The following is a 22678-nucleotide window of genomic DNA, read 5'->3' as shown; positions in this document are numbered from 1 at the left end:
GAAAGAAAAAATGAAAATAGAATTCATTCCGCTTCAAATGCATGGTGATGAGCGAGGTTCTTTAATTGCTCTTGAAGATTCAGAAAATATACCATTTGAAATTAAGCGTGTATATTATATGTTTGATACGTGTGAAAATGTAACGCGCGGCTATCATGCCCATAAGGCTTTAAAACAAGTAGCAATTGTCATTCGCGGTTCCTGCTGTTTTGTTCTTGATGATGGTAAAGATAGAGTAGAGGTTATTCTAGACAACCCGGCTCAAGGGTTGCTGATTGATTCAATTATTTGGCGTGAGATGAAAGATTTTACTCCTGATTGCATATTAATGGTTTTAGCCAGTGAGCATTACGACGAGTCCGACTATATCAGAGATTATGAAGACTTTTTAAGAATAGTGAGTGAAAAATGAAAGTCATTATTGCTGGGAAGAATAATATAGCAATAGACGTTACAAATTGGATACTGAGCAACAGAGAAAACGTCGAAATACTCGTTGTTTGTAATGGGACTGATAATGGTGAAGACGGGTTTCAGAGATCATTCAAGAAATTTTGCAATAATGCATCAATACCAATTATATCATTAGATGAAGCTTATTCTGTAAATGATGCCTGTTTCATTTCACTCGAATTTGACAAAATAGTTAAACCTGAAAAATTTTCACACAATAACATAATTAATATTCATTTTTCATACCTTCCTAAATATAAAGGGATGTATACATCAGCATGGCCAATTTTAAATGCCGAAAAAGAAAGCGGTGTAACATTACATAAAATTGATCATGGCATTGATACTGGTGATGTGATAGAACAGAGGGCGTTTATGTTAAGCTCATCTGAGACGGCAAATAGCTTATATCTAAAATATATAAAACACGGCACTGAATTAGTAATTGCCAACTTTGATCGCATAATTAATGCGCAATATGAGGCGAAAAAACAGAGTGGGACAGATTCATCGTATTATTCCAAAAAAACAATCAACTATGCTAATTTAGAAATAGATTTTAATAAAACAGCATATGAAATTTTAAACCAGGTTAAGGCGTTCACGTTTAGGTCTTACCAGTTGGTTAAAATTGAAAATGAGAGTGTTTTTCAGGGTGACATTTTAGAGAGTAAGTCGCTAGGGAAACCAGGGTCTATTCTGGAAAATAATTTCGAACGATTTGTCATTGCGACAATAGATTACGATCTTGTATTGTATAAAGATAACTTTTCGACAATATTAGATGCATGTAAAGACAAAGATGTTAATTCTATCTCAAAATTGGTGAGGCATGAGAGTGTTTTGCTTGAGAAAAATAACTTGGGATGGAGTCCTATTATTGTAGCTGCATATCATGGCAATATGTCCATTATCAAGTGGTTAGTGCAAAAAGGTGCTGATATCAATGATTGCAACTATAAAGGAACAACGGTAGGAATGTATTACAAAGATTTCATGAAGAGAACTGGTGATTATTCAGGATTAAAAGAATTAATAGACTTAGGCCTAAATCTCTTTTTGATGGACTATAACGGTTTTACAGTTTTCGATTATTTAGATAAATGTAAAGATAAAGAGTTAATTGAATACATGATGGGGTGCAACCATGGTTAATTTTCTGGATATAAAAAGAATCAATAAACAATACGAACAGGAATTGCAAAATGCTTGTGCAAGGGTAATAGGTTCTGGTTGGTACATCCAGGGCAACGAACTGGTTGAGTTTGAACGCGAATTTGCTCAATTCATTGGGGTCAAGCATGCTATCGGCGTCGCAAACGGGCTTGATGCACTCATCCTTGTTCTGAGAGCGTGGAAAGAACTAGGTAAGCTGAAAGATAATGATAAAGTTATTGTTCCAGCTAACACGTATATAGCATCTATAATGGCTATAACCCAGAATGGTCTGATTCCTGTTTTAGTCGAGCCCGATGATAAAACATTTAATATTAGCTACGAAGGACTTATTTCATCCTGGGATGAAAGTGTTAAAGCTATCTTACCTGTGCATCTTTATGGGCAAATATCGCCGATGCATGAAATCATGCGTTTTGCCCAAGAGAAAAATTTATTAGTTTTAGAGGATTCTGCACAAGCACATGGTGCATCTATTGGGGGTGTAAAAGCAGGAGCATGGGGAGATGCTGCAGGTTTCAGTTTTTATCCAGGGAAGAATTTAGGTGCCTTGGGCGACGCAGGTATGATCACCACCAATGATGCAGAACTGGCAGAAGCATTGAAAGCTCTGCGCAATTATGGTTCTCATAAAAAATACGAAAATGTATATATTGGTTATAATAGTCGTTTAGATGAGATTCAAGCGGCTATGCTGCGTGTTAAATTGGCATACCTTGATCATGAAACTGATTTGAGAAGGGCTATTGCAGATAAATATTTAACTCAAATTAATAATCCCTTCGTTAAGTTACCGTCATTTGTAACCAATGAAGGACATGTATGGCACTTATTTGTTATGCAGACTGATCACCGTGAAAAGCTACAGGCGTATTTATCCTCACGTGGTATTCAAACACTTATACATTACCCATTACCGCCACATAAACAAAAGGCTTATGAGTACCTCAACCATCTTAGCCTGCCTGTAACTGAATCGATCCATAACAGAGTGATATCTCTACCTATGGACCCTACTATGTCAGAAGATGAAATTGCTAAAGTCATAAGTGCGGTAAACGATTTTCAACTATGAAGAGGTTGCTTAAAGTAACGGCCTTAACTGGTCTATTGACTTTGCTCAAAATGATGATGGGTTTTGTTATCGCAAAAGTCATTGCTATCTATACAGGGCCAACGGGTATGGCCATGTTAGGGCAAGTGCAGAGTCTCATTAACAGCTTCAATGGTATCGTTAATGCCCCGGTCAGTTCCGGGGTTGTAAGGTATACAGCCGAAAAACATTCCTCCGGATATGATAAATGCTCTCCATGGTGGAGAGCCTCATTAGAGTGGACGCTCGTACTATGTGCGATCCTTATCCCTGCGGGGTTTATTTTCTCTGGCGTATTATCCGAATGGCTTTTCCAAAGCGCAGAATACCGTTGGATTGTTTGCCTGACTGCAGTTTGCTTGCCTTTTGCTGCTGTAGGAACGTTATTTTCTTCTGTTATTAATGGCCTGGAAAATTATCGCAGATACATTGCTCTGACAATGATTTCGGTGGTGATTTCAAGCGCAATAATGATAATGATGATAATTTTCTATGGTATCAAAGGTGCTTTTGTTGCCGCCGTGCTACAGTCCTCACTTATCGGCGTTGTAATGCTGTCTGCAAACATCAAACAGAAATGGTTTTCGCTAAGATACTGGTGGGGGCAAACGAATAGACAGGCCCGCAGAGATATTGGTGGCTATATATTAATGGCAGTCACTACTGCATTTACAGCACCGGTAGCATTGATTCTGGTAAGAAATATAATTATTGCCTATGATGGGTGGGAGCAGGCCGGGCAATGGCAGGCTGTTTGGAAGATATCAGAGGTTTATTTAAGCGTAATTACCATTGCTTTAAGTACTTATTATTTGCCACGACTATCGTCTCTTACAGGCGTTAATGAAATTCTTAGTGAAGTAAATAGAACTGCGGTTATTATTATTCCAGTCGCTATGATCATGGCGCTGAGCGTCTATTTCTGTCGTGATATTATTATTTCTATTTTGTTTACCAGTGAGTTTTCATCATCTAGAGATCTCTTCCTGGTACAGCTGATCGGCGATGTAGTGAAAATAGGAAGCTGGTTATATGCTTATCCGATGTTATCGCGTGGAGCAACAAAGTGGTATGTTACGACAGAAATAATTTTTGCCATTACATTTGTATTATTGGCTCTTTTTTTTGTATCTCTATATGGCGTGCATGGTGCGAATTTGGCGTATTTGATAAATTACATTATCTATTTCTTATTTATGGTTATTAATTTTAAAAGAATCGCCAAGTAAATTGTAAATAGAGGTTATGAATGTCTAGAATTACAATATATCATCCGAGTAAATATCTTGGTGGTACTGAAATACTATTTTCACGCGTGATTGATTTGCTTTTACTTAATGGTTTTGAGGATGTTAATGTCATCGATTATAATGACGGTATTTTATCTTCTAAATTCATAAAAGAAAAGGTTAAATATCACGGGTTGAATGATATCAATAAAAAAGAATTACTTGAGGGAAGCATATTAATAGCAAGCGCAAGAAATATTAGCCGTATTGCTGAGTTATGTGTATCAAATAGAGTCTCGAGTATAAAACCTTTTTTTTGGCTTTTGCATCCATCTGAACTTTATGCTGGCTACTGTATTGGTAGCACTGCGATAAAATCAAAGTTTGGATACAGCTACTTAAAGTTTTTCTTGAAATGTCTACCGGGGTTTAAAAATTTCAAAGAAGAAATCACTTTACTTTTAAAAGGTAGAAACTTGTGGTTAATGGACGAAGCTTGTCAGGCCGAAAGTAAGTGGTTTTTCGATTTGAAAATATCTGAATATTCAATTCTTCCATTGATTACAAATTTAGAATCCCGATTCGATTTAAAAAGTGAAATTGATCGCACCAAGCCCCGATTAACTTTAAAAATTTTGGTACTTAGTCGGTTAGATGATTTTAAGCTTCATGGCATTATTAAACTGATAAAAGACTTAAAGAAATTTAATGCTGATGGGCGTATGTTTGAATTGCACATAGCAGGTGATGGCGATGGAAAGCAATTAGTGATTGATAGCTGTGAAGATGCTAGCAATATCGATTTGGTTTTTCATGGGTATATAGAAAATAATCAGTTAGATAATCTGTTTAGTAATCGCTATGATCTTTTATTTGCCATGGGCACTGCAGCGTTGGAGGGAGCCTGCAGAGGAGTACCGACAGTGCTACTACCCTGTGCCGATAGACCAATAGCCAGTCGTGACAATGTCTATAAATTTCTCAACGAAGAATCTTCTGTTTCATTGGGCGAATACATAGATACGCCATTTGAGATTCAGAATGGATGCAGTCTGGTAGATGTTATTACATTAAGTGATAATGATTACGACAATTTAAAAGTCGGGATAAAAAAATTTTTCACAAATAACTATAGTAAAGAATCAACTGTTAATCATTTTCTGGTAGCGTTGAATTCTATTGAATCCGTTCCTGTCCAAAGATTTAAAAGAAATGTGTTCACTACAATCTATTTAAAATGTGTAGAGTCTAAACGTAAAAATTCAGGCGTCTAGGCGATTGCCAATATTCATATGGTTTTATGCTTATAATGGAAAACGTTCCTGAATATTGGTTGCCAAAAAATATAGAGAATTACTCTTTCTAATTATGTATACTTCTGCATATGAATTGTAAGTATGTATTTTGAATGTCGCCAAATTGTCATGCGTTTTTGGGGTTAAAGAATGGTCAATTATATTTCCTTTTTTTTATTTGCTTCCATGTTAGTTTATTTCATAAAAGGTCCTATAGATCATCGAAAATGTGTGGTGTTTGGTGCTCTTTATTATTTTATTTTACCAATAATTGTAGGTGAGAATTTCTTTTTTTTTGATGTTTCAAAATTTGATCAATGGTTCGATGCCTATCGCAGAATAGAAGATGAAGATAAATTGTTTTTTTTGGCTAATGCATTGCTAATGGTCTTGTTTTATATTCTTGGCAGCGCTTTAGCTTATAGAGGTATTAATAAAGATTCTCTCGTTAGCTCTAAAGTAATGTTTAGTAAAAATGCATTGGGAATGTCTGGGTCAATTATTATTGGCCTTGTTGTACTTGCATTTACTTCTATTATTTGGTTTGTGACGAAAGATCTGTTTTTTAGGGGTTATACGGACACATATAATACAGGCCTCATGGGGCAGATGGCGTCACTAAACTTACTGATTCTAGTTACTGTGTTCTATACACGTAATGTGATGAAAAAAATATTAATATTTACCTTGTTATGTAACAGCATATTCCTATTGAGTATGGGTGGAAGAATGTATGTTATTACATGTGCTTTGTTTGTTGTTTTTTATTTTTTCGATGGGAAAAAACCTCCCAAATTACTGATTTTTTTAATGGCATTGCTATGTGCTTCTCTCGTTGTTACCGGAATGCTAAGGGTTGGTAATACCAATGGGTTAAGTAATTTTGTCTATATAGCGCTAGCAGAGCCTGTTTTTACAAGTTTTTCGGCACTGACCTTTTTGGTCATTCCTGATAACTTCAATTTGCTCTCTCTCCCAACTAACTTCTTTAATTCCTTTTTGATGTTAGCTCCAAATATTATGGATTATAAGCAGTATATTCATGTTGATATCGAATCAATGGGATACAGATACTCTTCTCCATTAGGTGCTACCAGCGTATTTGTCTCCTTAATGGCTAATTTTGGTATTATAGGCACTTATTTCTTTATGCTCATACTAGGTTTTTTTGTGAGCCGTTTTCAGGTGTCAAATAAAATACATGTCCGCACCCTCTATTTAATGAGTTGTGCCACATTACCATTCATGTTTTATCGTGACGGATTCGGTATTATTAATAAGGTTGTTTTTTTTACTGGATTAATTATACCTTGTATATATGTGTTTACATCCAAGGTATTAACCTTATTAAAAAAAGGGAGTGATCGTGATTATTATTGATGGGATTATCTTTTCTCTACAAAAATCAGGTGGAATATCGGTATATTTTGATGAGCTGATATGGCGTTTGAATAACCATGATGAAAAATTTCTACATTTACTATATGAAAATAAAAATAATTACACCAAAAACATCAGCGTTAATAGTAAAGTAAGATTGCATATCGAGCTTGAAAGATTCAGGCGAGTAAAGGTTGCGGGAGGGAAGGATGACATTTTCCACTCCAGTTATTACCGATTACCTGATAAGAAGTTCGACGGCAAGGTGATTACTACTGTTCATGATTTCACAGAGGATATTTACCCTCGGGGTATTAATTCAAAGATTCTTAATGCACAGAAAAGAACTGCAATTTTGAATAGTGATGGTCTAATTTGCATATCTGAAAATACTAAAAAAGATATGCATAACTTTATTCCAGAATCAAAAAAAATTCCGACACGTGTTATCTATAATGGTGTGGGGGACTTTTCAGTGAAAAACACTGATGGCAAATATGATTCATATGTCATATTTGTTGGTGCCCGTGGAGGATATAAAAACTTCGATATGTGTGTTTCCTCGCTCGAGGATTTACATGATGTGCGGTTGGTCGTCGTTGGTGGAGGGAAGTTTACCGATGATGAACTGAAGTTATTAGATAGCAAAATTGTGGGACGCTATGCCCACGCTGGATTTATTTCTGAACAAGAGCTTGAGAGTCTGTATCAAAATGCCCTAGCGCTCGTATACCCATCGTACTATGAGGGATTTGGTATTCCAGTGATTGAGGCAATGAAATCTGGCTGTCCCGTGATTGCATCAAAATCATCGTCAATCATCGAAATTTCCGCCAATGCGGCAATATTGTTTGAAAATATTACTGCGGAAAAAATAAAACAAGGGATTGTTGAATTTAAAAACCATGATTTTAGGATGGAAAAAATATTGTCAGGTATTGATAATGCCGAGAATTATTCCTGGGATAAAATGGCATTAGAAACATTGGAATTTTACAATTGCATAAGAGGCAAAAAATGAAGGTTGCATTGATTACTGGTATCACTGGGCAGGATGGTTCTTACCTGGCGGAGTTCCTGCTAGAAAAAGGCTATGAAGTTCATGGTATTAAACGCCGCGCTTCTTCTTTCAACACGGAGCGCGTGGATCATATCTACCAGGATCCGCATGCCAATAATCCTAAATTCCATTTGCACTACGGTGACCTGACCGACACCTCCAACCTGACCCGCATTCTGTCCGAAGTTCAGCCGGACGAAGTCTATAACCTGGGCGCGATGAGCCACGTGGCGGTTTCTTTTGAGTCACCGGAATACACCGCTGACGTGGATGCGATGGGCACCCTGCGCCTGCTGGAAGCCATTCGCTTCCTGGGTCTGGAAAAGAAAACTCGCTTCTACCAGGCATCCACTTCAGAACTGTACGGCCTGGTGCAGGAAATTCCACAGAAAGAGACCACGCCTTTCTACCCTCGTTCCCCATACGCGGTAGCCAAGCTTTACGCCTACTGGATAACTGTTAACTACCGTGAATCCTACGGCATGTACGCCTGTAACGGCATTCTGTTCAACCACGAATCTCCACGCCGTGGCGAAACCTTCGTGACCCGTAAGATTACCCGCGCAATTGCTAACATTGCTCAGGGCCTGGAGAAATGCCTGTACCTTGGCAACATGGACTCCCTGCGCGACTGGGGCCACGCCAAAGACTACGTAAGAATGCAGTGGATGATGCTGCAGCAAGAACATCCGGAAGACTTTGTTATTGCAACCGGTAAACAAATCTCCGTACGTGAATTTGTGCGTATGTCAGCGCTTGAAGCCGGTATTGAGCTCCAATTTAGTGGTGAAGGTGTGGATGAAATCGCCACCGTTGCTAAAGTTTCTGGCGATAATGCCCATGCAATCCAGGTTGGTGATGTCATTGTGCGTGTTGACCCTCGCTACTTCCGTCCAGCAGAAGTAGAGACATTACTTGGCGATCCGTCAAAAGCGAAAGAAAAACTCGGCTGGGTTCCAGAAATTACCGTTGAGGAGATGTGCCGGGAGATGGTCAAAAGCGATCTTCAGAAGGCGAAGCAGCATGCCCTCTTAAAAGCTAACGGTTTTGATGTTTCCATTTCACTGGAGAATTAAATCATGGCTAAGAGAATATTCGTTGCTGGACATAATGGCATGGTGGGGTCTGCTCTGGTCAGAAATCTTTGCCAGGAAAATGATGTCGAAATTGTTACCAAAAATCGCAATGAGCTTGATCTTCTTTCACAGCATGCAGTGAATAGCTTTTTTGAGAAAGAGAAAATCGATCAAGTTTATTTAGCAGCGGCTAAGGTTGGAGGCATTCATGCTAACAACACTTTCCCTGCTGATTTTATCTATCAGAACCTCATGATTGAAGCTAACATCATTAATGCGGCGCACTGTAATGATGTTAATAAACTGCTGTTTTTAGGCTCCAGTTGTATTTATCCACGAGAAGTGCCACAGCCGATGCGTGAGGATGCACTTTTAACTGGAACCCTGGAAAGCACTAACGAACCCTATGCAATCGCCAAAATTGCCGGCATAAAACTGTGTGAGTCTTACAATAGGCAGTATGGTCGTGATTATCGCTCTGTGATGCCGACAAATTTGTATGGGCCAAATGACAATTTTCATCCCAACAACTCTCACGTTATTCCGGCGCTGCTGCGTCGTTTTCATGAAGCGGCACAGGAAAATGCCTCTGAAGTGGTGGTGTGGGGAAGTGGTACACCGATGCGTGAATTTCTGTATGTAGATGATATGGCTGCAGCGTCAATCCATGTCATGAATTTATCTGCAGAGGTTTATGCCAGAAACACCTCACCAATGTTGTCACATATCAATGTTGGTACTGGCGTTGATTGTACCATTCGTGAGCTCGCGGAAACCATTGCCTCAGTCGTCGGTTTTAAAGGCAAGGTTGTTTTTGATGCCAGCAAGCCAGATGGGACCCCGCGCAAGTTAATGGATATTGAGCGTTTGGAAAGCATGGGATGGAAATGGTCAGTGTCGCTTCAGCAAGGACTTGAAATGACATACGACTGGTTCCTTAAGAATCAAGATAACTTCAGAAAATAGGCATTACCAATGTTAGAACTTGCGTTATTTCGAACTATAGTAGAACACACGCCACTCATTTCTATAGATCTTATTATTTATAATCATAAGGGCGAAGTTTTGCTGGGTAAAAGAAAAAACGCGCCGGCAAAGAATTTTTATTTTGTACCCGGAGGTAGAATCTATAAAAATGAAAAAATAGAAGATGCTTTCCAACGGGTCTGTTTATCTGAGCTCGGTATGAGTGTTGATTTATCCGCAGCACAATTCATAGGTGTATTTGAGCACTTCTACGCGGATTCTTTTGTGAGTAAGGATGTGACCACTCATTATTTAGTCCTCGCATATAAACTTCTTCTAAATCTGGAGTTGAAGGAATTGCCCTCAGCGCAACATAATGAGTACATATTTATTGACGCTCAACATGCAAATTGCCACGGGCAAGTACATACTTATACTCAGCAATATTTTAACTAGAAGGTTAAGATGTCCAACATTATTCTTCCTGTAGTGATGGCCGGCGGAACGGGAAGCCGTTTATGGCCTCTCTCTCGAACCCTTTATCCTAAACAGTTTCTTTCTCTGACGTCTGATTCGTCAATGTTGCAGGAAACGATTAATCGTTTAGACGGTCTTGAGCATGAAAACCCTCTGATCATTTGCAATGAAGAACACCGTTTTATCGTTGCGGAACAACTTCGCCAGCTGAAATTACAGCACGGTGGTATTATTTTAGAACCAGTCGGGCGCAATACTGCCCCGGCTATCGCTTTAGCTGCATTACATGCCCTTAAACAACAGAAAGATCCGATATTGTTAGTTCTTGCTGCTGACCATGTTATTCAGGATAATGCTGCTTTTATCTCTGCCGTTGAAAATGCGTTGGATCTTGCAGTGCGAGGTAAATTAGTTACATTCGGAATTGTACCTAACAAACCTGAGACGGGCTATGGTTATATAAAACAAGGCATTCCTGTTTCTGATAATGCCTTTGTTGTCTCTGAATTTGTTGAAAAACCTGATTTACAAACTGCACAGAAATATCTTGATGAAGGAACATACTACTGGAACAGTGGTATGTTTATGTTCAAAGCCTCACGATATATCGAAGAGTTAAAATTATACCGTCCTGAGATATTAGATGCTTGTAGTGATGCACTTGATGGCGCCTCTCTTGATCTTGATTTTACGCGTTTAAACATTGATTCGTTCACTAAATGCCCTGATGATTCGATCGATTATGCAGTGATGGAACAAACCTCTGATGCTGTTGTAGTTCCGCTTGATGCCAACTGGAGCGATGTGGGCTCTTGGTCTGCATTGTGGGAAGTGGATAGTAAAGATAATAATAACAATGTCATTCATGGCGATATAATTGCTATAGATACAAAGAATAGTTATCTCTATTCGCAGCACAGATTAATCAGTGCCGTAGGTTTAGATGATTTAATTGTTGTTGAGACTAAAGATGCTATCCTGGTCTCTCACAAAGATAAGGTTCAGTCAGTAAAAAATGTTGTGAATAGGCTTAAAGAATGTTCACGAAATGAATATTTGCAACATAGGGAATTGTACCGTCCATGGGGAACATCAGATTCTATATCTGAGGGTTCTCGTTATCATGTGCGTAAGGTAACCGTTAAACCGGGTGAGAGAACGGCTACTCAAATCCACTATCACCGGGCTGAACACTGGATTGTCGTCACTGGTACAGCAAAAGTGTATTGTGGTGAAGGTGTTCAATTACTGACTGAGAATGAGTCAACATATATCCCTGTTGGTATTCCACATTCCCTTGAGAATCCGGGGAAAATACCCCTTGAGATTATTGAGGTCAGAACAGGGGCTTATTTGGCTGATGATGATATAGTACGTCTGGAACAATATATCCACGGTAATAATCATGAAGGTTAGTATCATTACTGCTACTTATAATAGCGCTGCAACACTGTCCGATACCTTACTCTCTTTAGACTCACAGTCCTATCATGATATAGAATATATTATTATTGATGGCGCATCTAAAGATTCAACTATTGAGTTAATAAATAATGTTTCTCGTCGAGTTACTAAAATTATTAGTGAGCCGGATAAAGGGATTTATGATGCCCTTAACAAAGGTATTCAGGCGGCGTCGGGAGATGTCATTGGCTTTTTACATTCAGACGATCTTCTCGCGTATCCTGATGTTATTACTGATGTTGTTAAGAAATTTAAAGAAAACAATTGTGATGCGGTCTATGGCGACCTCGACTATGTATCTAAGGACGATATTAACAAAGTTATTCGTCATTGGAAGAGTGGTCAGTTTAAACGCTTTAAGATGCAGCTAGGCTGGATGCCTCCCCACCCAAGTTTTTATATGAAGCGAGAGCTTTACTTAAAATGGGGGAGTTTCAATTTAGATTATCGGATTTCAGCTGATTATGATTCTCTAATTCGTTATTTATGGACGAATAACGCTACACTGAGCTATTTGCCGAAAGTTTTGACTCGCATGAGAGTAGGTGGCATGAGTAATCGCTCTTTTGCAAATATAGTCCAAAAATCGAAAGAAGACATTAAGGCTATGCGTAATAATGGGTTGTTATGGCCTGTCGTTCTTATATGCAAAAACCTTTCCAAACTTCCACAGTTTCTTAAATAAACATGACAAATTTAACCTGTTTTAAAGCCTACGACATCCGCGGCCGCCTGGGCGACGAGCTGAACGAAGACATCGCCTGGCGCATCGGCCGTGCCTACGGTGAGTACCTGCAGCCAAAAACTATCGTGCTGGGCGGCGACGTGCGCCTGACCAGCGAATCGCTGAAGCAGGCGCTGGCGTGTGGCCTGCAGGACGCGGGCGTGGACGTGCTGGATATCGGCCTGTCCGGCACCGAAGAAATCTATTTTGCCACCTGGCATCTGGACGTGGACGGCGGGATCGAAGTGACCGCCAGCCATAATCCGATGGACTACAACGGTATGAAGCTGGTGCGCCAGGGCGCCCGCCCGATCAGCGGCGACACCGGCCTGCGCGACGTGCAGCGCCTGGCGGAAGCCAACGACTTCCCGCCGGTGAATGAGGCGGCGCGCGGCAGCTACCGGAAAGTGTCGGTGGTGGAAGCCTACCTCGACCATCTTTTCTCCTACATCAACGTCAGCCACATCAAACCGCTGAAGCTGGTGATCAACTCCGGCAACGGTGCGGCGGGCCCGATTGTGGACGCCATTGAAGCCCGCTTTAAGGCACTCAACGTGCCGCTGACCTTCGTGAAAGTGCACAACACGCCGGACGGCAATTTCCCCAACGGGATCCCTAACCCGCTGCTGCCGGAATGCCGCGCCGATACCCGCGACGCGGTGATTGAGCACGGAGCCGATATGGGCATCGCCTTTGACGGGGACTTTGACCGCTGCTTCCTGTTCGACGAGAAAGGGCAGTTTATCGAGGGGTACTACATCGTGGGCCTGCTGGCGGCGGCGTTCCTCGAAAAACAGCCTGGGTCGAAAATCATTCACGACCCGCGCCTGGCCTGGAACACGGTAGATATCGTCGAGCGCGCGGGCGGCAAACCGGTGATGTCGAAAACCGGGCACGCGTTTATCAAAGAGCGCATGCGTGAAGAGGATGCAATTTACGGCGGCGAGATGAGTGCCCACCACTACTTCCGCGACTTTGCCTACTGCGACAGCGGGATGATCCCGTGGCTGCTGGTGACCGAACTGCTTTGCCTGAAGGGGAAAACGCTGGGTGAACTGGTGCAGGACCGCATGGCGGCGTGGCCTGCCAGCGGGGAGATCAACAGCAAGCTGGAAGCCCCTGCCGTGGCGATTGAGCGTGTGCGTGCGCATTTTGGCCCGCACGCGGAAGAGATCGACCACACGGACGGGATCAGCATGGCGTTTGGCGACTGGCGCTTCAACCTGCGCAGCTCTAACACCGAGCCGGTGGTACGCCTGAACGTGGAGTCTCGCGGCGACGAGGCATTGATGAAGCAAAAAACTGCTGAAATTATAGACTTGTTACGCCAGAAGTGAATTCTATGTTTTCTAACTCTGTGCTCTTTATTATGTGAGTTGTATCAAACTCTACCCAGAGTCTATAAGGTGAGTTAACATCAAAGCCACATTTCAAGCCGCGCCCAATGCGCGGTGAGCACACCTGACAGGAGTATGTAATGTCCAAACAGCAGATCGGCGTTGTTGGTATGGCCGTGATGGGGCGCAACCTGGCGCTGAACATCGAAAGCCGTGGCTATACCGTTTCCGTATTCAACCGCTCCCGTGAGAAGACTGAAGAAGTCGTCGCAGAGAACCCAGGCAAGAAGCTGGTTCCTTATTACACGGTGAAAGAGTTTGTTGAATCTCTCGAAACACCGCGTCGTATCCTGTTAATGGTGCAAGCGGGCGCAGGCACCGATGCCGCAATCGACTCTCTGAAACCTTACCTGGATAAAGGCGACATCATCATTGATGGCGGCAACACTTTCTACCATGACACGATTCGTCGTAACCGTGATCTGTCGGCTGAAGGTTTCAACTTTATCGGTACGGGTGTTTCCGGTGGGGAAGAGGGGGCGCTGAAAGGCCCATCCATCATGCCTGGCGGCCAGAAAGACGCTTACGAGCTGGTTGCTCCAATCCTGACTAAAATTGCCGCAGTGGCTGAAGATGGCGAGCCTTGCGTAACGTACATCGGGCCTGATGGCGCCGGTCACTACGTGAAGATGGTGCATAACGGTATCGAATACGGCGATATGCAGCTGATCGCAGAAGCTTATTCTCTGCTGAAGCATGGCCTGGACCTGTCTAATGAAGAGCTGGCAGAAACCTTTACCGAATGGAACAAAGGTGAGCTGAGCAGCTACCTGATCGACATCACCAAAGATATCTTCACCAAGAAAGATGAAGACGGTAAATACCTGGTTGATGTGATTCTGGACGAAGCCGCTAACAAAGGTACCGGTAAATGGACCAGCCAGAGCTCTCTGGATCTCGGTGAGCCACTGTCTCTGATTACAGAATCCGTGTTTGCACGTTATATCTCTTCCCTGAAAGAGCAGCGCGTCGCGGCATCTAAAGTCCTGAGCGGTCCGCAGGCTAAACCGTTCTCCGGTGACAAAGTCGAGTTCAGCGAAAAAGTTCGCCGTGCCCTGTATCTGGGTAAAATCGTTTCATATGCTCAGGGTTTCTCCCAGCTGCGTGCCGCTTCTGAAGAGAACAACTGGGATCTGAATTACGGTGAGATCGCGAAGATTTTCCGTGCGGGCTGCATCATCCGCGCGCAGTTCCTGCAGAAAATCACCGACGCTTATGCTGAGACTCCGGCGATTGCTAACCTGCTGCTGGCCCCATACTTCAAGAAGATTGCTGACGATTACCAGCAGGCGCTGCGTGATGTGATTTCTTACGCTGTTCAAAATGGTATTCCAACGCCAACCTTCTCCGCTGCGATTGCCTACTACGACAGCTACCGTGCTGCCGTGCTGCCGGCTAACCTGATCCAGGCTCAGCGTGACTACTTCGGGGCGCACACCTATAAGCGTACCGACAAAGATGGCGTCTTCCACACCGAATGGTTAGATTAATCTTAAAATCTGACGTCTAGTTAAAAAGGGTCCTTCTTCAGGGACCCTTTTTCTGTAATCTAAGCTGAGTTATATATTTTGTGCTTTGAGTAACAGTGACTTCTTTTGAATCATTCCTGTTATTTTAGTTTTTAGCTATGTGAAATGTTTGTGGTTCTTCTGATAGTGCGGAAAAATTAATAAATTCCTAGGGTTATTATGAATACAAATAATAGTAATGTGACAAAGGTTAATACTGAGAGTCACAATGAAGAATCAATTGATTTAATTGATCTCCTTATACAGCTTTGGCGTGGTAAAAAAATAATCTCGATCTTTGTCATTGCCTTCATTTTATGTGCTGTTGCATATCTTTTCGTCGCTAAAGAGAAATGGACCTCATCTGCTATCGTAACCTTGCCGGATGCCGGGCAGGTTTCTAACTATAGCAACGCGATGAACGTTCTGAGTATTCAGCATCCAGATAGTGCGCCCTCGCTAAATGATGTGCAACTGCGCTTCTTTGGACGTTTTAATGCTGCAATTTCCGCGTTATCTGAGCAGTTGGACAATCAGCAGAAACCCGAAAAATTAACCATCGAAGCTGCGGCAAAGGATCAGCCTTTGCCGCTAAAAATCAGCTACGTAGCTAACTCCGCGCAGCAGGCGCAGCAAACGTTGAATGTCTATCTACAGCAAATCAATAAGCGCACGGTTAGCGAGCTTGACGATGACCTTAAAACTTCAATTGATACAAAAATAAGCGATATTAAAGATCAGCTCACCGCAAAAGAAAAAGTCGCCAAAGAGAAGCAGCAAAAACGCCTTGATGAGCTAAACCAGGCGCTGGTTGTCGCCCAACAATCCAATATTACTAAACCGGTAGTCTCTCAGGCAGAAACGTTATCTGAAGATACCCTTTTCGTATTGGGTAGCGAGGCGCTTTCTTCGATGATTAAAAATGAAGCCTCTCGTCCTCTGCCGTTGGATAACTCTTACTTCAACGCCCGCCAGGCGTTGCTTGCGGTTAGTGAGTTAAAATCGACGCCAGAAACAACCTATGCGTTCCGCTATATCATGAAGCCAACTTTGCCTGTGCGTAAAGACAGCCCGAAAAAAGGCCTGACGCTCGTGCTGGCTGCCTTGCTGGGTATTATTGTCGGTTCAGGTTATGTCCTGGGGCGTAACGCGCTGCGTAACTATAAATCAGCCGCGTAAACCTGCAAAAAAACAAAAGGCCGCATTAGCGGCCTTTTTTACATCTGTTCCAGGGCTTATTTATGCCGAGCCCGTAAATTTTCAATCACCGTGCTCAGGTCCAAATCCTGATCCTGCAGCAGCACCAGCAGGTGATACATCAAGTCAGAGGCTTCATTGGTCAGCTCGTGGCGATCGTTCACGGTTGCCGCCAGTGCGGTTTCCACGCCTTCTTCCCCCACCTTCTGAGCAATACGTTTGGTGCCGCTGGCATACAATTTCGCGGTGTAAGAACTTGCCGGATCGGCGGTTTTGCGCGAAGCCAGCAGCTGTTCCAGCTCGAACAAGAAATGCCAGTCGTGGTGCGCTTCACCGAAGCAGCTTGAGGTGCCGAGGTGACAGGTTGGGCCGATGGGGTTAACCAGCACCAGCAGCGTATCGTTATCGCAGTCCGGGGCCATTCGTACCACGTTCAGGAAATGCCCTGACGTTTCACCTTTGGTCCACAGGCGCTGTTTGGTGCGTGAGAAGAAGGTGACTTTGCCGCTCTCAAGGGTTTTCGCCAGCGCGTCCTGGTTCATATAGCCGAGCATCAGGACTTCGCCGGACGCCGCGTGCTGAACGATCACCGGCATCAGGCCATCGGTTTTTTCCCAGTCCAGCTGGGCTAGCTGTTGTTCTGTTAACACACTCGAATCTCCACGCCTTGTTGAACCAGAAACGCCTTCAGTTCACCAATATTGATAATTTGCTTATGGAACACGGAAGCCGCAAGGGCCCCGTCGACGTCAGCGTCACGGAAGGCCTCATGGAAGTGTTCCATGGTCCCCGCGCCGCCGGAGGCGATAAGCGGCACGTGGCATACTTCACGCACTTTCTTCAACTGAGCCAGGTCGTAGCCGTTACGCACGCCATCCTGGTTCATCATATTCAGGACGATTTCCCCCGCGCCGCGTTTCTGCACTTCCTGCACCCAGTCCAGCGTTTCCCATTTTGTTACGCGAGTGCGGCTTTCGTCGCCGGTGTACTGGTTCACGTGATATTTGCCGGTTTCAGCATCAAACCAGGTATCAATGCCGACCACGATACACTGCACGCCAAAGCGATCGGCCAGGCGAGTGATAAGCTCAGGATCGGCCAGGGCAGGGGAGTTAATGGAAATCTTATCCGCGCCGAAGGAGAGGATCTGAGCCGCATCTTCGACGGACTTGATCCCGCCCGCCACGCAGAAAGGAATATCGATCACTTCGGCAACGCGAGTCACCCAGCTTTTGTCCACTACGCGGCCGTCGCTTGAGGCGGTGATATCGTAAAATACCAGCTCGTCTGCGCCTTCCTGAGCGTAGCGTTGCGCCAGCGGCACGATGTCGCCGATGATTTCGTGATTACGGAACTGCACGCCTTTGACAACCTGGCCGTCACGCACGTCCAGGCAAGGAATTATCCGTTTTGCCAGCATGAAATGGCCTCCTTCACGTTAAATTTACCTTCCAGAAGCGCGCGCCCAACGATCACGCCTTTCACGCCGCTGCCGCGCAGGGCGGCAATATCTTCAAGCCCACCGATACCGCCGGAGGCCTGAAACGCGACCTGCGGGAAACGCGCGCAAACTTCCTGATAAAGCTCAACGTTTGAGCCTGCCAGCGTACCGTCGCGAGAAATGTCGGTGCACAGCACATGTTTCAGGCCGAACGGCAGAAACTGTTCGACAAGCTGCTCCAGCGTGGTGCCGGAGGTTTCCTGCCAGCCGCTAACCGCAACCTGTTTGTTACCCTCGGCGTCAATACGCACATCCAGCGCCAGCACTAAAGCATCGGCGCCAAAGCGTTTAAACCAGGCCTGTACCAGCTCAGGGGATTTCACCGCGGTGGAGCCGACAACTACGCGAGCTGCACCGGCTTCCAGCAGGGCTTCAACGTCCTGCTCGGTGCGAACGCCGCCGCCAACCTGAACCGGCACGCTTACGCCTGCCAGCAGCTTTTGCAGCAGCGGGATTTGGCGAGCCGCCGGGTCTTTGGCTCCGGTCAGGTCAACGAGGTGCAACACTTCTGCACCCTGCGACTGATAATCCTGTAAACGCGGCAGCGGGTCGCTGCCATAATCGCGCTGCTGGCCGTAATCTCCCTGATGGAGGCGCACCACTTTGCCGTCAATTAAATCAAGTGCCGGGATTATCATGGCCTACATCTCCAGAAAGTTTTTCAGCAGCTGAGAGCCAGCCGCGCCGGAACGCTCAGGGTGGAACTGAACGCCCCAGAAGTTATCCTTTTGTACCGCCGCGGTGAAAGCTTCGCCGTAGTTCGCCTGGGCGATAGTATTTTCGCAGACCGGCATCGCATAGCTGTGGACGAAGTAGAAGTACGCCCCGTCGTCAATGCCCCGGAACAGGCGGTCGCCCGCTTTCGGGTAAACCCGGTTCCAGCCCATGTGCGGCAGCGGCAGGCCAAAATCTTTCATCTGCAACACCGGCTGCTCGATAATGCCCAGCATCTCGACGCCATTGCTTTCGTCGCTGCGGCTGCCGAGGAGCTGCATACCCAGGCAAATGCCCAGCACGGGCTGAGTACAGGCTTTGATAAGCTCCACCAGATCGCGCTCGATGATTTGGTTCATCGCCGCCTGAGCGGTGCCTACGCCGGGTAAAAATAGCTTATCGGCGCGCAGTACCACATCCGGATCACGGCTCACCTGCGGCTCATAGCCGTGGCGCTGAATGGCCGACTTCACCGAATGCAGGTTGGCGCAGCCCGTATCGAGGATCACCACGTTCATTACAGCACTCCTTTCGAAGAGGGGAGCGTATCGCCCTCAACGCGAATCGCCTGGCGCAGGGTGCGGCCAAAGACTTTGAACAGGCTCTCCACGCGGTGGTGATCGTTCTTGCCTTTGGTCTTCAGGTGCAGCGTTACGCCCATGGTGTAAGAAAGCGAGCGGAAGAAGTGCTCCACCATCTCGGTGCTGAGGTCACCCACGCGCTGGTAGTTGAACTCGGCTTTGTATTCGAGGTGCGGGCGGCCGGAGATATCCAGCGCACAGCGGGCCAGACATTCATCCATCGGCAGCACAAAGCCAAAACGAGTGATGCCGCGTTTGTCGCCCAGCGCCAGCTTAAGCGCCTCGCCCAGCGCCAGGCCAGTATCTTCGACGGTGTGGTGATCGTCTATGTACAGATCGCCCTTAACCGCGATCTCCATGCGGAAGCCGCCGTGGGTGCAGATCTGGTCCAGCATGTGGTCAAAGAAGCCGACGCCGGTGGCAATTTTGCTGCCGCCTTCGCGATCCAGCCAGACTTTGACGTCAATCTGCGTTTCTTTAGTATTGCGTTCTACGTGAGCGTAGCGATCGCGCTTAGTGAGTTTCTCGGCGATTTGCTTCCAGTCCAGGCCGTCGCTGTTATAGCGCAGCCCCTGAATGCCCATATTTTCGGCCAGCTCGATGTCCGTCGCGCGGTCGCCAATCACGTAGCTGTTGGCTTTATCCAGTGCGCCTTCCTGCAGATACCCGGTCACCAGCGCCAGCTTTGGCTTGCGGCATTCGCAGTTGTCCGCAGGCAGGTGAGGGCAAATCAGCACTTCATCGAAAATGATGTCCTGAGAGGTCAGCACCTGCATCATCAGGTTGTGCGGGCCGTTGAAATCGGCCTGCGGGAAGCTGGCGGTGCCCAGCCCGTCCTGATTAGTGATCATCACCAGGCGGTAGCCCGCCTTTTGCAGCTGCAGCAGAGCCGGGATCACCGCAGGCTCAAAGGCGAGTTTCTCCATGCGGTCGACCTGGTAATCGCTCGGTGGCTCGGAAATCAAGGTCCCGTCGCGGTCGATAAAAAGTACTTTCTGGCTCATTTGCTCTCCGTGGCCTGCAGGCCGGGTTGCTGACGCAGCGCATCGATAGCGCGCTGGCACTCTTCGCGTGTGCCGATGCTGATGCGCAGGCAGCCGCTTAACGTCGGTTGTTTATTCTGGTCACGTAAGATAATGCCCTGATCCCACAGCGATTTAAAGACCGCGCTGGAGGCGGTAATTCTGGCGATAACGTAATTGGTTTCGCTGTCGAAAACCTGCTCAACGCAAGGGACGCTTTTCAGCTCATTGATCAGGTACTGGCGATTCAGCAGCACTTCGGCAACGCGCTCGCGCATTGCGTTAATGCCCTGCGGGCTAAGCGCCTGGGCGGCGATGTCGGCCACCGGCGTAGAAAGCGGGTAAGGGGCGATGACTTTTAGCAGCAGATTAATAACTTCTTCATTCGCCAGCGTAAAGCCGCAGCGGAGGCCTGCCAGCGCAAATGCTTTAGAGAGCGTACGCAGCACGACCAGGTTTGGGTATTCTTTCAGCCAGCCCGCCAGCGTCGCCTGTGGGCAGAATTCGATATACGCTTCGTCGGCAACCACCAGCGCTTTGCCGCGGGTCATTTCCAGCAGCACGCGCAGATCCTGCGGATTAATCAGCTGGCCGGTCGGGTTATTCGGGCTGCAAACATAAACGACTTTTACGCCGTCGAGGTTTTCTGCAATAGCTGCAAGGTCAAGCTGCCAGTTATCCAGCGTGGCAACGGTGCGGCACTCTACGCCAAAAGTCTCGGCGCTGACGGTGTACATGCCGTACGTCGGCGGGCAATAAAGAATGGCGTCTTTGCCCGGTTCGCAAAACGCGCGAATCAGCAGTTCAATGCCTTCATCTGCGCCACGGCTCACCAAAACCTGCTCAGGCTTCACGCCCGCGTAGCTGGCATAGTTGGCGATGACCTGCTTTGGCTGGCACTCCGGGTAGCGGTTCAGCGTCTGCGCGGTTAACTGAAATTCTACCGGCGTCGGGTATTCGTTGGCGTTCAGCCACACGTCGCCGTTCCCGCCCAGGCGGCGGGCGGACTGATAAGGGGTCAGGGCGCGAACGTTGGCGCGGGCTAACTCTTCGATACTCATGCTTGCTCCTTAAGGGCGGCGACGCGTAGGGTTACGGCGTTTTTGTGGGCGGTCAGCTGCTCGGCGGCGGCCAGGATCTCAATGGTTTTTGCCAGCGAGGCAAAACCTTGAGGTGAGAGTTCCTGCACGGTCATCCGCTTCTGGAAGTCCGCCAGCCCAAGGCTTGAGCAGGTGGAGGTGTAACCGTAGGTCGGCAGCACGTGATTCGTCCCGGAGGCATAATCGCCCGCGGACTCAGGCGACCAGTCGCCAAGGAACACCGAACCTGCGCTGGTAATGTCGTCTACCAGCTCACGGGCGTTGCGCGTCTGGATGATCAGGTGCTCAGGGCCGTATTGGTTTGATATCTCGATACATTGCGCTAAATCACGAGCGATAATTAAGCGGCTGCTTTCCAGCGCCTTGCGGGCGGTTTCTGCGCGAGGCAGGGCAGCCAGCTGGCGCTCAACGGCCTCGGCAACGGCCTGAGCCATGGCGCTGTCCGGGGTTAGCAAGACCACCTGAGAATCCGGGCCGTGTTCCGCCTGAGAAAGCAGGTCAGAGGCCACGAAGTCAGGCGTTGCGCCACTGTCTGCAATCACCAGCACTTCAGACGGGCCTGCGGGCATATCGATGGCCGCGCCGTCGAGACGCTGGCTGACCTGGCGCTTCGCTTCGGTGACGAAGGCGTTGCCGGGGCCAAATATTTTGTCCACTTTCGGAATGCTTTCCGTGCCCAGCGCCAGAGCGGCAATGGCCTGCGCGCCGCCTACCTGAAACACTTCCTGCACGCCGCAAAGCTGGGCCGCATAAAGAATTTCGTCGGCAATCGGTGGCGGAGAGCAAAGCACCACTTTTTTGCAGCCAGCGATGCGGGCCGGCGTGGCCAGCATCAGCACGGTGGAAAACAGCGGGGCGGAGCCGCCAGGGATGTAGAGGCCTACGGAGGCGACCGGGCGGGTGACCTGCTGGCAGCGCACGCCGGGCATGGTTTCCACATCTACCGGAGCAAGCTGCTGCGCAAGGTGGAACTTCTCAATGTTAGCGACGGCCACGGCCATCGCCTCTTTAATCTCGTCGCCGAGTCTCGCCACGGCTTCATCGATTTGCTGCTGAGTGACCTGCAGTTGCTTCACTTCAGTTTTATCGAACTTCGCGCTGTACTCGCGCAGGGCTTCGTCGCCGTTGCTTTTAACGTTATCCAGGATCTCTGCCACGGTGCGGGTAATGCTGTCCGAAGCGGAGATGGCCGGGCGCATCAGCAGCGCACGGCGAGCGGCTTCGTCGCAGTCGTTCCAGTTAATCAGCGTGTTGAAGTTGCTCAT

General features: G+C 46.5%; 22 protein-coding genes. 15 read left to right on the top strand and 7 right to left on the bottom strand.

Features of this window, described 5'->3' with window-relative positions:
* Nucleotides 1-10 precede the first annotated feature (10 nt).
* The 15 genes from ACE38U_RS02335 (at nt 11) to wzzB (ending at nt 16477) form a co-directional block, all read left to right on the top strand.
* Nucleotides 11-412 carry a sugar 3,4-ketoisomerase gene (locus tag ACE38U_RS02335; RefSeq protein WP_375529089.1) on the top strand — a complete coding sequence of 134 codons (402 nt, stop codon included), beginning with the start codon at nt 11-13 and terminating at the stop codon, nt 410-412.
* The gene (locus ACE38U_RS02330; RefSeq protein ID WP_375529088.1) at nt 409-1608 is read left to right on the top strand and encodes a formyltransferase family protein; all 1200 of its coding nucleotides are present in this window, start codon (nt 409-411) and stop codon (nt 1606-1608) included. The genes ACE38U_RS02335 and ACE38U_RS02330 overlap by 4 nt, the downstream gene beginning before the upstream one ends.
* Nucleotides 1601-2704 carry a DegT/DnrJ/EryC1/StrS family aminotransferase gene (locus ACE38U_RS02325; protein ID WP_375529087.1) on the top strand — a complete coding sequence of 368 codons (1104 nt, stop codon included), beginning with the start codon at nt 1601-1603 and terminating at the stop codon, nt 2702-2704. The genes ACE38U_RS02330 and ACE38U_RS02325 overlap by 8 nt, the downstream gene beginning before the upstream one ends.
* A complete protein-coding gene (locus ACE38U_RS02320; RefSeq protein ID WP_375529086.1) occupies nt 2701-3951 on the top strand; it encodes an O-antigen translocase in 1251 nt (416 codons plus the stop codon). The genes ACE38U_RS02325 and ACE38U_RS02320 overlap by 4 nt, the downstream gene beginning before the upstream one ends.
* Before the next feature lie 20 nt (nt 3952-3971).
* Nucleotides 3972-5225, top strand: a complete 1254-nt coding sequence (locus tag ACE38U_RS02315; protein ID WP_375529085.1) for a glycosyltransferase family protein — start codon at nt 3972-3974, stop codon at nt 5223-5225.
* 171 nt (nt 5226-5396) lie between these two features.
* Complete coding sequence (locus ACE38U_RS02310) at nt 5397-6626, top strand: hypothetical protein (protein WP_375529084.1); 1230 nt, start codon at nt 5397-5399, stop codon at nt 6624-6626.
* Complete coding sequence (locus ACE38U_RS02305) at nt 6613-7647, top strand: glycosyltransferase family 4 protein (RefSeq protein WP_375529083.1); 1035 nt, start codon at nt 6613-6615, stop codon at nt 7645-7647. The genes ACE38U_RS02310 and ACE38U_RS02305 overlap by 14 nt, the downstream gene beginning before the upstream one ends.
* A complete protein-coding gene (gene gmd / locus ACE38U_RS02300) occupies nt 7644-8762 on the top strand; it encodes a GDP-mannose 4,6-dehydratase (RefSeq protein ID WP_375529082.1) in 1119 nt (372 codons plus the stop codon). The genes ACE38U_RS02305 and gmd overlap by 4 nt, the downstream gene beginning before the upstream one ends.
* Nucleotides 8763-9728 (top strand): GDP-L-fucose synthase, encoded by a 966-nt coding sequence (fcl, locus tag ACE38U_RS02295; protein WP_375529134.1) that lies wholly within the window; start codon nt 8763-8765, stop codon nt 9726-9728.
* A 9-nt stretch (nt 9729-9737) separates the two neighbouring features.
* Nucleotides 9738-10184, top strand: a complete 447-nt coding sequence (locus ACE38U_RS02290) for a GDP-mannose mannosyl hydrolase (protein ID WP_375529081.1) — start codon at nt 9738-9740, stop codon at nt 10182-10184.
* Nucleotides 10185-10202: 18 nt separating this feature from the next.
* Complete coding sequence (locus ACE38U_RS02285) at nt 10203-11621, top strand: mannose-1-phosphate guanylyltransferase/mannose-6-phosphate isomerase (protein WP_375529133.1); 1419 nt, start codon at nt 10203-10205, stop codon at nt 11619-11621.
* Nucleotides 11611-12354 (top strand): glycosyltransferase family 2 protein, encoded by a 744-nt coding sequence (locus ACE38U_RS02280; RefSeq protein WP_375529080.1) that lies wholly within the window; start codon nt 11611-11613, stop codon nt 12352-12354. The genes ACE38U_RS02285 and ACE38U_RS02280 overlap by 11 nt, the downstream gene beginning before the upstream one ends.
* A 2-nt stretch (nt 12355-12356) precedes the next feature.
* Complete coding sequence (gene cpsG / locus ACE38U_RS02275) at nt 12357-13730, top strand: phosphomannomutase CpsG (RefSeq protein ID WP_375529079.1); 1374 nt, start codon at nt 12357-12359, stop codon at nt 13728-13730.
* Nucleotides 13731-13870: 140 nt separating this feature from the next.
* Complete coding sequence (gene gnd, locus ACE38U_RS02270; RefSeq protein WP_375529078.1) at nt 13871-15280, top strand: NADP-dependent phosphogluconate dehydrogenase; 1410 nt, start codon at nt 13871-13873, stop codon at nt 15278-15280.
* A gap of 198 nt (nt 15281-15478) precedes the next feature.
* A complete protein-coding gene (gene wzzB, locus ACE38U_RS02265) occupies nt 15479-16477 on the top strand; it encodes an LPS O-antigen chain length determinant protein WzzB (protein ID WP_375529077.1) in 999 nt (332 codons plus the stop codon).
* 56 nt (nt 16478-16533) lie between these two features.
* On the opposite strand, the gene hisIE is transcribed toward wzzB, so the two are convergent.
* Genes hisIE through hisD form a run of 7 tightly spaced genes read right to left on the bottom strand, consistent with a single transcriptional unit; the run spans nt 16534 to nt 22678 of the window.
* Nucleotides 16534-17145, bottom strand: coding sequence for a bifunctional phosphoribosyl-AMP cyclohydrolase/phosphoribosyl-ATP diphosphatase HisIE (gene hisIE, locus ACE38U_RS02260; protein WP_375529076.1), 612 nt, complete (start codon nt 17143-17145; stop codon nt 16534-16536).
* Nucleotides 17139-17915 (bottom strand): imidazole glycerol phosphate synthase subunit HisF, encoded by a 777-nt coding sequence (hisF, locus tag ACE38U_RS02255; RefSeq protein ID WP_038481334.1) that lies wholly within the window; start codon nt 17913-17915, stop codon nt 17139-17141. The genes hisIE and hisF overlap by 7 nt, the downstream gene beginning before the upstream one ends.
* Nucleotides 17897-18634, bottom strand: a complete 738-nt coding sequence (gene hisA / locus ACE38U_RS02250) for a 1-(5-phosphoribosyl)-5-[(5-phosphoribosylamino)methylideneamino]imidazole-4-carboxamide isomerase (protein ID WP_375529075.1) — start codon at nt 18632-18634, stop codon at nt 17897-17899. Before hisA ends, hisF begins: the two co-directional genes overlap by 19 nt.
* Before the next feature lie 3 nt (nt 18635-18637).
* Nucleotides 18638-19228, bottom strand: coding sequence for an imidazole glycerol phosphate synthase subunit HisH (gene hisH, locus ACE38U_RS02245; protein WP_038481340.1), 591 nt, complete (start codon nt 19226-19228; stop codon nt 18638-18640).
* The gene (gene hisB / locus ACE38U_RS02240) at nt 19228-20295 is read right to left on the bottom strand and encodes a bifunctional histidinol-phosphatase/imidazoleglycerol-phosphate dehydratase HisB (RefSeq protein WP_375529074.1); all 1068 of its coding nucleotides are present in this window, start codon (nt 20293-20295) and stop codon (nt 19228-19230) included. The genes hisH and hisB overlap by 1 nt, the downstream gene beginning before the upstream one ends.
* A complete protein-coding gene (hisC, locus tag ACE38U_RS02235) occupies nt 20292-21374 on the bottom strand; it encodes a histidinol-phosphate transaminase (RefSeq protein ID WP_375529073.1) in 1083 nt (360 codons plus the stop codon). The genes hisB and hisC overlap by 4 nt, the downstream gene beginning before the upstream one ends.
* Nucleotides 21371-22678, bottom strand: coding sequence for a histidinol dehydrogenase (gene hisD, locus ACE38U_RS02230; RefSeq protein ID WP_038481349.1), 1308 nt, complete (start codon nt 22676-22678; stop codon nt 21371-21373). Before hisD ends, hisC begins: the two co-directional genes overlap by 4 nt.

Origin of the sequence: Cedecea selenatireducens (assembly GCF_042138895.1) — a bacterium.
Classification (GTDB): Bacteria; Pseudomonadota; Gammaproteobacteria; order Enterobacterales; family Enterobacteriaceae; genus Cedecea; species Cedecea selenatireducens.
The sequence above is the reverse complement of the archived record's forward strand: the minus strand, read 5'-3'. Positions and strand labels throughout refer to the sequence as shown.